Annotated in this window: 6 protein-coding genes; 4 read left to right on the top strand and 2 right to left on the bottom strand. The window is 50.1% G+C overall.

The window, feature by feature from the left end:
- The first annotated feature begins 159 nt into the window (after positions 1-159).
- The 4 genes from thrA (at position 160) to AC2YIT_RS04820 (ending at position 5,294) form a co-directional block, all read left to right on the top strand.
- Complete coding sequence (gene thrA / locus AC2YIT_RS04835; RefSeq protein ID WP_487278406.1) at positions 160-2,616, top strand: bifunctional aspartate kinase/homoserine dehydrogenase I; 2,457 nt, start codon at positions 160-162, stop codon at positions 2,614-2,616.
- Positions 2,617-2,632: 16 nt separating this feature from the next.
- Positions 2,633-3,562 carry a homoserine kinase gene (locus AC2YIT_RS04830; protein WP_430841912.1) on the top strand — a complete coding sequence of 310 codons (930 nt, stop codon included), beginning with the start codon at positions 2,633-2,635 and terminating at the stop codon, positions 3,560-3,562.
- A gap of 370 nt (positions 3,563-3,932) precedes the next feature.
- Positions 3,933-4,259: a HesB/IscA family protein gene (locus AC2YIT_RS04825; protein ID WP_430841914.1), complete on the top strand. Its 327-nt coding sequence runs from the start codon at positions 3,933-3,935 to the stop codon at positions 4,257-4,259.
- A gap of 135 nt (positions 4,260-4,394) precedes the next feature.
- Positions 4,395-5,294: a nucleotidyltransferase family protein gene (locus AC2YIT_RS04820; RefSeq protein ID WP_487278405.1), complete on the top strand. Its 900-nt coding sequence runs from the start codon at positions 4,395-4,397 to the stop codon at positions 5,292-5,294.
- Between the two features lie 113 nt (positions 5,295-5,407).
- On the opposite strand, the gene AC2YIT_RS04815 is transcribed toward AC2YIT_RS04820, so the two are convergent.
- Both AC2YIT_RS04815 and AC2YIT_RS04810 read right to left on the bottom strand, forming a co-directional pair.
- A complete protein-coding gene (locus AC2YIT_RS04815) occupies positions 5,408-9,454 on the bottom strand; it encodes a T9SS type A sorting domain-containing protein (protein WP_487278404.1) in 4,047 nt (1,348 codons plus the stop codon).
- A 175-nt stretch (positions 9,455-9,629) separates the two neighbouring features.
- Positions 9,630-13,055 (bottom strand): FG-GAP-like repeat-containing protein, encoded by a 3,426-nt coding sequence (locus AC2YIT_RS04810; RefSeq protein ID WP_487278403.1) that lies wholly within the window; start codon positions 13,053-13,055, stop codon positions 9,630-9,632.
- Positions 13,056-13,084 lie beyond the last annotated feature (29 nt).

The following is a 13,084-nucleotide window of genomic DNA, read 5'->3' as shown; positions in this document are numbered from 1 at the left end:
GATGATGGGCGCTTCCGGCAGTCGGGTTAATTCGCCAGAACCACCTGCATTTAGGGGTATTATTGAAAGTAAGCGGCGTTTGAATTGCTATATTTGCATTCTGTTCAAAATGAGCGGCCCTGCGCCGTTCACATTCGCATATTTCGAATATAGCTTTAAATGAAGGTTCTTAAATTTGGCGGCACCTCTGTCGGATCGGTCGACAGTATCAAAACGGTAATCAGTATCCTCGAAGAAAATCTGTCAAAAGGCGAGCGTATCACGGTCGTTTTTTCTGCCATGGGTGGGGTCACGAACAGGCTCATCGAAATCGGGAAAATGGCAGCCGCCGGCAATACGGAATATGTCGAATTTTTGAAAGGCGTGGAAGAAAGGCATTTCGCGGTCGTGCGCGGGCTGATTCCCGTGAAAAACCAGAGTAGCACATTTGCGGCTGTGCGCGGCCTTTTCAATGAGCTGGAAGACATTCTCCGGGGTGTCTCCTGGATCCGTGAGCTGTCGGAACGCACCCTCGACCTCATTATGAGTTTCGGCGAACGCCTCTCTACGCTGGTCATTACCGAAATCCTCAAAAGTAAAGGCGTAGCCGCCGAATTCTGCGACGCGCGCCAGGTGATCCGCACCAATGCTACTTATGGCATGGGTGATGTCAATTTTGAAGTTACCAATCATTTAATATTAGAGCATTTCGCGAAAAGCCCGGCGCTGCAATGTGTCACGGGTTTCATCGCATCCACTGCCGAGGGCGTTACTACAACACTCGGCCGGGGCGGCTCCGATTATACGGCATCCATCCTGGGCGCCGCGCTGGAAGCCGATTCGATCGAAATCTGGACGGACGTCGACGGTATGATGACCGCCGATCCGCGCAAAGTCGCGAATGCATTTACGATCCCGTCCATTTCCTACGCGGAAGCGATGGAACTGTCGCATTTCGGTGCGAAGGTGATTTACCCGCCGAGCCTGCAGCCGGCATTTGCGAAGAATATTACGCTGAAAGTGCTCAATACTTTCAATACCGATTTTGAAGGAACTTATGTTCAAAAATCCGCTAACGGTAAGGAGTATGTGATCACCGGGATCTCGTCGATCGACGAAATCGCGCTCGTGAATATTCAAGGCAGCGGGATGATCGGCGTCGCCGGTATTTCCGGGCGTTTGTTTACCGCACTATCCAACAATGCGATCAGCGTGATCCTCATTTCGCAGGCGTCATCGGAGCATTCGATCTGCTTCTCTATTGATCCGAAGAATGCGCAAAAGGCGATCGACGTACTCGAAAAAGAATTCGCGACAGAGATCGGTCTGGGGCATATCGATGGGATTTCCGTGGAGAAAAACCTGTCGATCGTTGCGATTGTGGGCGAGGGAATGAAGAAGAACACCGGTATTTCGGGCAAGCTGTTCTCGGCTTTGGGTAAAAACGGTATCAATGTGGTTGCCACCGCGCAAGGTTCTTCGGAGCTCAATATTTCAGTGGTGATCTCCAAAAGCGATCTTTCCAAAGCGCTGAACGCGATTCACGGCGTATTCTTCCAATCGGAAACGCGCTCGCTGAACTTGTTTATTGTGGGGGTAGGGTTAATCGGCGGCACGCTGATCGAGCAAATACGCAACCAGACCCAGTATCTGCGCGAAGAAAAGTTGCTGAACCTGAATATCGCCGGTTTATCCAATACCAAAAAAATGCTCCTCGATCCGGACGGTATCAAGCCTGAAAACTGGCGCGACCGTGTAATGGATGAGGGCGTAAAAACGAGCCTGCCCGCATTCGTGCAGCGCATGATCGAGCTCAACCTGCCGAATAGCGTTTTTGTGGATTGTACTTCCGACAAGGACATTGTGCAGTACTACCATATGCTGCTCGACGCGAGTATCAGCGTCGTGACGCCCAATAAAGTGGCCAACTCGGGCAGCTATTCGGAGTACATTGCATTGCAGCGCACCGCATTGCAGCGCGGCGTGAAGTTCCTGTACGAAACCAACGTAGGCGCAGGTCTGCCGATCATCAATACCATTCAGGGATTGATGGCGAGCGGCGACAAATTCCTGAAAATCGAGGCGATCCTTTCGGGAACGCTATCCTATATATTCAACAATTTCGGCGGCGACAACCGCTTTGTGGATGTCGTAAGAGAAGCCAAAGCCAAAGGTTTCACCGAGCCCGACCCGCGCGACGACCTCAGCGGTGCCGACGTAGGCCGTAAAATCCTGATCCTTTCGCGGGAAGTAGGGGTGGCATTGGAACCGGAAGAAGTGAAAATTTCGCAAATCCTGCCCGCGAACTGCCTGAACGCGCCCACTGTGGATGCATTTTTCGGGGAACTGGAAATCTCGAACGCGTATTTCGCAGATATGCAGGCAGCGGCGGAAGCGAACGGCGAAAAACTTCGCTACATCGCGACGCTTGAAAACGGCAAAGCCACCATCGAGCTCAAAACCGTAGACGCCTCGCATCCGTTTTACACGCTTTCGGGCAGCGACAACATCGTGTCCTTCACTACGGAACGTTATAAGGATCGCCCGCTCGTGATCAAAGGCCCGGGGGCCGGCGCCGAGGTGACCGCATCCGGCGTGTTCGCGGATATCATGAGTATCAGTAGCTATTTGGGATAGAAAACAACCACTTACAGTGAATTCAGTAAAAGCTTTTGCGCCGGCGACAGTCGCTAATGTGTCGTGTGGGTTTGATATTTTCGGGTTTGCTATCCAGGAGCCGGGAGATACCGTTGAGTTGACCAAGCGGGACGAGCCGGGGATTGTTATTACCGACATTACGGGTGATGAAGGTCGGTTGCCGCGTCAGGCGGAGAAGAATTCTGTGACCGTGGTGATGCTTGCCCTGCTGAAACATCTGGGTATCACAGACCTTGGCTGCGAAGTGGTTTTGCGTAAAAATATGCCGCTCGGCAGCGGAATGGGGTCCAGCGCGGCGAGCGCGGTGGCGGGTGTGGTGGCAATGAACGAATTACTGGGTAATCCGTTGAGCCGTAAAGAATTGTTGCCGTTCGCGATGGAAGGCGAGCGCATTGCTTCCGGTTCGGCGCATGCGGATAATGTGGGGCCGTCGCTTTTGGGCGGTTTTGTCGTGATCCGCAGTTATAACCCATTGGATATCTTCACGATCCCGGTGCCGGACGACCTTTATTGCACGCTCGTGCATCCCGATATCGAGATCAATACCAAAGATGCCCGCTTCATTTTACGGAATGAAGTTTCTTTGAAAAATACAATCGCTCAAATGGGCAATGTGGCGGGTCTGGTAGCGGGCCTTATGAAAGCGGATTATGATCTGGTCAGTCGCTCGATGGTAGATGTGATCATCGAGCCCGTTCGTTCGATCCTGATTCCGGAGTTCAAAGAAGTAAAACAGGCCGCTATCTCCAATGGGGCGCTGGGATGCAGTATTTCAGGCGCCGGGCCGTCGATGTTTGCATTGAGCCGGGGAATTGAGAACGCGAAAAATGCCGGTAAGGCCATGCAGGAGCGGTTTGCGAGTGCAGGGATTGAATCGGCCGTGCACGTTTCAGGCATTAACCAGGGCGGGGCGGTGATATTGTAATGATCCGCCGTGGAACGGGGAATGAGTGAATGGGGCGTCGGAAAGAGCGTGCGAGTAGTGAGAAATGCGGTTAGGCATGAAATATTGGTAGCAAAATGGAGGCTTTACAATGTCTCGAAATGCCCTTGGGCATGTAACAGCAAGGCATTATCAGGGACCGCAGGGCATCTGTTGTGGCATCCCTGACGGGATTTAGATAAATAGGGTACAACCTTCTGACTACCGATATTACATCGCTACGCGATTTTTTCTGAAATCACGACCTGCTCCGAGTAATGACTAGGGGTGAATTACGTGTTTTCGGCCAGAATTTGAACTTTCAGGTTCGGTTAAAACGTTAATTTGGACAGGTAATAAAAACATTAGAAAAATGGTTACGGTAAGCGATTCAGCCAAAAATAAGATTGTAGAACTCCGCAAGGCTGACGGTTTTGAAGACGATTATCAGATTCGTGTAGGCGTGTTGGGCGGTGGTTGTTCGGGTCTCACATATAACCTCGAATTCAACTCCGAGTCGAAGCCGAACGATATGGTCTTCGAGGATAAAGGAGTGAAAATTATCGTAGACAAAAAGAGCCTTCTATATCTGGCCGGAACGACCCTTGATTTCACCGACGGGTTGAACGGGAAAGGATTCCAGTTCATCAATCCCAATGCCACCCGCACGTGCGGATGCGGCGAGAGCTTCGCGGTATAATTAAAATTATTAAAATATTTTATTTTGGAAAAACGCGCTCCGAAACCCGGAGCGCGTTTTTTTTATCGTTTTGAATGGGTTTATTTTGAACCGTCTTTTACACACCGCATTAAAGGAACGTTTAAATCCATTTGAATGAAACCAACTCTTTTGATTTTGGCTGCCGGCATCGGTAGCAGGTACGGAGGTATCAAGCAGCTCGACCAGTTCGGTCCCAACGGAGAAACCATCATCGATTATTCTTTATACGACGCCATTCGCGCAGGTTTTGGAAAAGTAGTATTCATCGTACGCCAGGAGATCAAGGACAGCGCCGAAGCAATTTTTGCCCCTAAACTCAAAGGTAAGATCGACTTCGACTTCGCGATTCAGGGCGTTCAATCCTACGTTCCCGAAGACCTAGGGACTGTCGAGCGTACCAAACCATGGGGAACCGGCCACGCCACCCTATGCGCCTGGGAGCAAACCGACACGCCATTTGCCGTGATCAATGCCGACGATTTCTATGGCCGCGATGCATTTGAAACCATGGCCAGATTCCTGCAAACGGACACCAACGACAAGCAGCATGCTATGATCGGTTACGAGCTGAAACGCACGCTTTCCGAAAACGGTACCGTCTCACGTGGTGTATGCGTGGAGCGCGAGGATCACAACCTCGAATCCGTGGTGGAACGTACCAAAATATTTGAAGAAAACGGTGTAATTTATTTCGAAGAAGGTGAAACACGTACCGAGTTGGCACCTGAAACACCGGTATCGATGAACTTCTGGGGCTTTAAACCCTCGATGTTCCCGATCACTAAGGACCTTTTCGAAAAATACGCCCGCGAAAATATCAACACTCCGAAAGCCGAATTCTACATCCCGACCGTGATGACGCACATCATCAAAAGCGGCCTGGGCGATTGCCGCGTATTCCGTATCGCTTCGGACTGGTTCGGGGTTACTTATCCTGAAGACAAGCCATCGGTACAGGCTTCACTGAATGCATTACACGAGGCAGGGGCTTATCCTTCGAAATTGTGGGAGTAATGCATTCTGATAAGTCTCTTTTGAAACAGCAAGCATTTAACTAAAAGGCGTCCGCGAATTTCGCGGACGCCTTTTGCATTACATCTAAACCTTATTTATGAAGTTCTTATGTATTATCTGCGTATCAGTATTTGACGGGTGGTATGGGAGCCGTCCGTTTTCGTAATGATCAGGAAGTAAGCGCCTTCGGGGAGTTTGCTCACATCTACAAATGATCGAAGCTCGTTTGATTGATACATCACCGATCCTGTTGCTGTGAGGATTCTCAAACTTTGCACCTGGTCTTTGTCTTTGAGATCGATATTCAATCGGCTGGAAACAGGGTTGGGATAAATCTTGGCTACTTCCGATGCTTTCCCCTCCTCCAAACGGATTGCTTTCTTTTCGATAGTTTCTGATAAATTACCTCCTTTTTCCTCCGGCACCGACGCAGTACTATTTCCCATCAGATAGGCCGGTAAATACCGCCACGGCCCGTAGGATTGCCCGGTCAATGCCAAAACAGGGTCATATTTGACACGCACCCGTACCTTGGTACCCGGCCCTTGCTTGTCGATCACATTTTTCAGCTCGAAGCCAGTCGTTCCCAGATTCGCGTAGGTATTTTGCGAAGCGGTGGATTGGGTACTGTTGGTAATGCGGTTATTGCTGCCTTTGGAAAAGCCCTGCCCTGTCGGTTTGGTTTCCCATACCAGCTTGCCTTTGTTTCTGCCTGTGAAGGATTTGACAAAGAGGCCCGCGCCGAAGTTTGTTTGGGCGAATTGGGTGTGGTTGATGGGGGTGGAGAGGTCGGTGTTGTAGAGGCGGAGGTTGTTACGGGAGCCTAATGTGGCGTTGCCGTAAAACAAGTTAGTGGCCCCATTGCCGTAGTACGGAGCCCCGACTATCAAATCACTCACACCATCACCATTAATATCACCTGCGCCTGAAACTGACTGACCCATTTCTGAAAAGTCAGTGTCGCTAGTAATGATGGTTTTTTCCTGCGAAACTCCATTGGCAGATCCGTAATACACAATGGCTGCCCCACCAAGAATTTTGGAAGTTTGATAATGAATTGCCCCAAGTACGATATCACTATAACCATCGTCATTTACATCTCCGGCACACGAAACCGACGAACCTATATAAGCCAATTGATTTACCGAGATAGTTGTTTTTGTGGCAATAGACACCCCGGTCGTTGAGCCATAGTACACAAAAACAGCTCCTTCACTGTTTTGGCTTATTGTAAAAAGTGGAGCACCTATAAGGATATCGGCAAAACCATCCCCATTGATGTCCCCGGCAGTTGAAACCGCATAGCCAATGTTTGCGTCTATTTGATCTCCTTCAATGACAATTGGATTAACTTTCAGCCCTGCTGCTGAGCCATAGTAGAGAAGAGCAGCCCCTTCATTGTTCTGTTGATTTGTAAACAACGGTGCTCCTATTAAGATATCATCGAATCCATCTCCGTCAACGTCGCCTGCCCCAGACACGGCATATCCCATATGCGCAGCGCTCCTATTTATTTCGAGTACTTTGACGGGAATAGGATTTATACCGGTCTGTGATCCATAATAGAGGAATCCCGCACCTTCGTTTTCTTCATTATTGTCGTATTCCGTAGCCCCAACGATTACATCGTCATAACCATCTCCGTTCACATCCCCCGCCCCGTCAACAGATCTGCCAAACCAGGCGTTAGCTTGGTTAATTTCAAGAATTGACTTTGAGTTTTTGTCGACTCCTGACAACGAACCGTAAAAGACGAATGCTACTCCTTCATAAAGTTCATTATTTGAATAATATACGGCACCTATGATCAAGTCATCGAATCCGTCTCCATTGACATCTCCGGCCTTAGCAACAGACTTGCCTAATTCCGCATTTTCTTGATCACTTTCAATGACTACTGGAGCTGTCAAACCGATTGCATTCCCATAGTATAAAAAAGCAGCCCCTTCATCTGATTGCCCATTGTCGAAAAGTGGTGCTCCAATAATAATGTCTCCAAATCCATCTCTATTCACGTCACCAGCGTCCGAGACAGCGAATCCAAATTCAGAATTGGGCTGTGTCGAATAAATTAATTGAGGTTCGCCGCTATCAATCCCTGTACTTCGACCATACCAGGCAAACACACTTCCTTCATCTGTCTGTCCATGATCAAAAGCATAACTCCCAACCAGTACATCGCTAAATCCATCTCCGTTCACGTCACCGGCTGACGCTACCGCGCTGCCCAACCATGCGTCGGCCTGATTGCTTTCAAGAACAGATACAGGCACGGGATTCAACCCGGCCGGGGAGCTCTGATAAATGAATGCGGCCCCTTCATTTGCCTGACCTTTGTCATAGTATCGGGAACCTATTATCAAATCTGCGTAGCCGTCCGCATTCACATCGCCCGCGCAAGCAACTGAGATACCGAATTGTGCCTCAGTCTGATCGCTTTCCAATGTTAGCGATGGAACGCTATTAATGCCGATGGCGGAACCATAGTAAATCATGACGGCTCCTTCGTTTGTGCTGCCGTTGTCGAATTGGTAGGCACCGAGGGCGATGTCACTGAATCCGTCCCCGTTCACGTCACCTGCGGACGAGAGCGCATGCCCGAGCCGGGCGTCCACCTGATTACTTTCAATAACCGTCGGATTAGCGGTTATCAGCCCATTTGCCGAGCCTTTGAAAACAAATGCCGCGCCTTCCAGGGCTTGCCCATTGCTGTAAAGCCGCGCTCCGGCCATTACATCGCTGAACCCGTCGCCATCCACATCGCCAGCGCTGGCCACGGCAAAGCCCATCATGGCGTTGGGTTGGTTGCATTCCAGGAACGTTACTAATCCTAAGCCATTCGGAGCGCCAAGTATGAGAACGCCAACCCCCTCATTGGACTGGCCGTTGTCAAATTGATGGGCACCGGCCAGCATATCCGAGTAGCCATCACCATTGACATCGCCCGCCATGGCCACGGAAATGCCCAGGTTAGCCTCTGCCTGGTCGAGCTTGAGAACGTAAGGGCTGTTGGTGACTAGCCCGTTTGCGGAACCCTTGTAGATCATCACCACACTCTCATTGGATACAGATGCATCGTAATACGGTAGTCCCACCATAATGTCGGAGAAACCGTCTTTATTGATATCTCCTGCATTACTCACCGAGTAGCCCATTTGTGCATTGGCCTGGTTGCATTCCAAGACGGTCGCGGCGAGGCTGATGCCGCCGGCAGTTCCGGGATAGAGGAAAGCCGCGCCTTCGTCAGCTTGTCCGTTATCGTATTTAGGCGCGCCTACGAGTACGTCGCTGTACCCATCGCCGTTGACATCACCGGCAGTAGAAACCGAAAAGCCCAGCCATGCATAGCTTTGGTTGATTTCCAGTGTCTTATCGGCGTTGGCCGGGCTGCCGTTGGCGATGATCGGGTCGATAGTGACGGGGTAGGCTGCATTGGTCACGTCGACGTTGATTTCAATTTGCCGTCCCGAAAGTGTCATGTCGGCGGCAAGGGGTTTGCCATCTGCATCCCAGCATTTCAAGTCGCTGTATGTGAGGCGATCGGTTCTCTTACCGCCGTCATTAGAATATAGTATTAAATTACTGTCGTCCCGCTGCCGTGCATGCAAGCCACGAACCGACAGGCGCACGGACAATTGCTGCGTATGGGCGGGCACCCGGGTGATTATGAAGTTTTGCCGGATACCCGCCTGATTATTAATGAATTCTTCGGCGAAGCCCTGGTGTGTGATTGTCAGCGTGTCATTACTGTTGTGGGAAACAGCGTCCGGTTCTGCTTTGGCGATGAGGGATCCGTCGGCATAGATTCCTTCATTAACCAGCTCCATCCGGAAGTTTTGGCCTGCGGAGTCAATGCGGTTCTGAATGGCAAGCTTGCCAGGACGGTAGTAGGCCCTAAGGTTGTGCTGTCGGTTCGGACTTTGGAGTGCATGATGAGTTGAATCGAAGGTAATGTGATACTCTCGTTTCGCAATTTCATTCTGGATGCTGGTTAATGCGCTACCTGTCGTATCATTTTTCAAAGAAATCTTTGACATATCCGGTTGAATGGAGAAGGTTTGCTCCTCTCGATTACTGATCAGCGAAGCAAGAACTAGAATTATTGCAATAGCCGCAATTGCGGCCGTACTTCCAATGATAGTAGCGTAGTGCTTTTTCATAAGCTTGTCCGGTTTTGATTTGAAGAGGTATTTGTTCCGATCGAGCTTACAAATTAATAATGAGCGGGCTCGAAATCAGAAAGCGATGTCCGATCGGTTAGAAACCATTGACCCTTCGGAAATAAAAAATGCTCCCCGGAATTTCCGGGAAGCATTTCAAATCTAAGTCGCACTATTATTTTTTGATCAAAACCTTGTGAGAGGTTTTAGAGCCGTCCTTGCGGTGGATTACCAGGATGTATGATCCGGCTGCGAGGTGTCTTACATCTACTTCGCTTTGCGGCCTGGCGGATGTGAATGCCATCGTTCCGTTCGTTGAGATCAGTTGGAGCGATGCTAGCTGATCCATGTTGGTAGACCGGATAAAGAGGCGGTCGGATACGGGGTTAGGATATACGGAGACGAGATCTTGGTATTCGGGTCTAGTATCCTGGATCACTGCTTTTTCGACTCCTTCGCTAGCTAGTTCAGGTACGCTTCCGATTGGCAAGTACAGCAAATACTCAGGGACTGTACGCCAGGGCCCATATACCTGACCTGTCAATGCGGTAGAAAGTTCATATTTAAACCGCACACGCATTCTTGTTACTGTCCATAGTTTTGTGATACCAGTTTTGAACTCAATACCTTGCAATGTGCCAAATGAGTTTTGTGCACCGTCGGTGATTGTACTATAGGTGATTGGATTATTAGAAACTTTTGAGAAACTGGTTCCATTTTGAACATAATTCCAAGCGAGTCGACCATTGTTACGGCCAAGGAAAGATGTAGGGTAAATGCCTACGACGACCGAACCCTGCGTCGATTGACTGTAAGTCATTGGGGTGAGATTAGTGTTATATAACCGGATGCTGTTCCTCTTATTTTTTCCCGCATAGCCATCATTGCCAAAATAGGCCCTCGCAGCTCCATTATTTGTCATCCCACTTTGATCTGAGCCGGGTATACCCACCACCACATCGCTGTACCCATCGCCATTCAAATCTCCTCCACCGGAAACGGCCTGTCCAAAATGATCTTCCACCTGTTCCCCTTTCAATGAATAGCTGCTTGTGGTGTTCAAGCCATTTTGCGCTCCGTGGAAAATCCAGACACCTCCGCCATTGGCTACGGCATCGTCATAGTACGGCGCTCCGACAATCACGTCATCATATCCGTCGCCATTCACATCCCCCGCGCCGGCAACCGATGTGCCAAATGCAGCCTCCGCCTGGTTAACTTCAATCAAGGTGTTTGAAGCTGATGTGATTCCATTCAACGACCCATAGTAGATTCTTGCAATACCTTCATTGCTTTGGCCGTTGGAGACGCCAGGTGCGCCGACTATAATGTCGCCGAAACCGTCGCCGTTGACATCACCGGCCGCAGAAATGGAGGCTCCGTAACCTGCATTCGGAGTATTGGATTTAAGTTGAAAGTTCGATAGCGTACCAGTCGGGATACCGCCTGCACCGCGATGCCATACATAAAAAGATCCCTCGCCTCCACTTGACAATCCAGCCCCGGCAATGATATCCATGAATCCGTCGCCGTTTACATCCGCGGTAGCTAAGCTGCTTCCCAGTTTTGTCCCGGCGCTGGGTCCATAAATGGTGGTATAATTCGCATTGGTCACACCATTACCGGATCCGGGATAAACGGCGATCAGACCTGTTTCTGACTTCAAGCCGTTTGTGACAATGGGAGCGCTCACGATAATATCTGTAAAACCATCCCGGTTAATATCCCCGCTGCCGACGCTCGTACCGAACAGTTTATTCGAAACAGCATAAAGTGTAGTACCGGCCGAGAGAGTACCTTGCGCATTACCGTTGTAAACGTATGCCACTCCGGTGTTTCCACCAAATGTACCTCCGGTCGCGCCTATAAGGAGGTCGTCAAACCCGTCGCCGTTGTGGTCACCGGCACCAGCCACGGAGCATCCCAACTTCGCATTCAATTGGTTGGATTCCAATTTAACCATCGAGTTTGTTCCGGTGGTTGCATCTCCGAATGAAAGGAATACCGCTCCTTCTGCTACCTGCCCGCCATCGAAGTTAGGTGCGCCAGCCACTATATCATCCAGCCCATCACCATTGTAATCACCAATTATGGCAATAGAAGAGCCAAGTAGCGCGCCTGATGCAGTGCCATTCGACACTCCTCTCGGTGTCGCTCCAATTGTTCCCGCACTGCCATGATATACAAACACCTGCCCTTCGTCCGTTTGCCCATGATCAAATGCGTAACTGCCAATGAGAATATCGCTGTAACCATCCCCGTTTACGTCACCTGCCGAGGACACGGCGAATCCAAGCCAGGCATCGCCCTGATTACTTTCTATCGTACTTGCTGCGGTCGTATTCAGACCGTTTGCAGAGCCGTGGTACACAAATGCACCTCCTTCATTAAGGTGCCCATTGTCGAAATACCGGGCGCCTACCAGTAGGTCACCATAGCCATCACCGTTCACATCGCCGGCACTCGCAACCGACCAGCCAAACTCGGCACCAAATTGCTCGCCTTCAATTACCTTGTCGGCCACATTGTTCACGCCGTTTGCATTGCCGTAATGGATGTATACAGCGCCCTCATTGCTCAGTCCGCCATCAAAATAATAGGCTCCGATGGCAATGTCGGCATAACCATCGCCATTTACATCTCCGGCTGTGGACACAGTGTGACCAAAACGGGCGTCGGCCTGAGGAGTAGCGATTTGGGACATGAGGATCACCTGCGGCTGTGATGCCGACACAGGCGTGGAATTGATATTGCCTTTGAACATGAATGCAGCACCTTCATTGGTTTTGTTTGCATTGATATCATAAAGCCTTGCTCCGATTACAATATCGCTGGCGCCATCTGCATTGATATCCCCGGCACCGGCAAGCGAATAACCGAACATGGCATCAGCCTGGTTGGATTCAAGTATTTCTGTTTTTTGAGAATCATAACCTGATGGATTGTTAGCGCCATAATAGAGAAATGCCACCCCTTCATTGGTCTGATCCTTGTCATACATATGCGCACCTACCATGAAGTCGCTCCAACCGTCGGCATTAACGTCCCCAGCCAGCGCAACCGAAACACCAAAATTGGCTTCGGGCTGATCCGATTGTAGCGTTACATAAACACCTGCATTAATACCAGTAGGCGCGTTCTGTGCGTTGGGAGCTCCACCGAAATAGAGAAACGCAGCTCCCTCGTTATTTTGGGCAGGACTATCTTCCCAATAAGGAGATCCTACGATCACGTCGCTGTATCCATCTTTGTTCACATCACCTGCGCTGGAAACCGAAAAACCCATTTGCGCAAATGGCTGGTTCCGGTTGAGTCTTTGCGCGCTGAGGGTAACGCCTGTAACCGATCCCGGAAAGACAAATGCGGCACCGGCATCCTCACCATTCCAGTCGTATTTAGGTGCTCCCACGATGATATCGCTGTACCCGTCCTTGTTCACATCCCCTGCGCTGGCGACAGAATAGCCCAGCCATGCATAGCTCTGCTCTGATTCCAGCGTTTTGTTGACATTATTCGGATTACCATTTGCTACAATCGGGTCGATCGTGACAGGATACGCGGCTCCTTCTACCGATACGTTGATTTCTACACGGTCATTCATGTACGCAAGGGTTGCCGCCAGCGGTTTTT

The organism is Dyadobacter sp. SRI_021, assembly GCF_057586235.1.
Note: the sequence above shows the minus strand (reverse complement) of the source record. Positions and strands in the feature narration are given on the sequence as shown.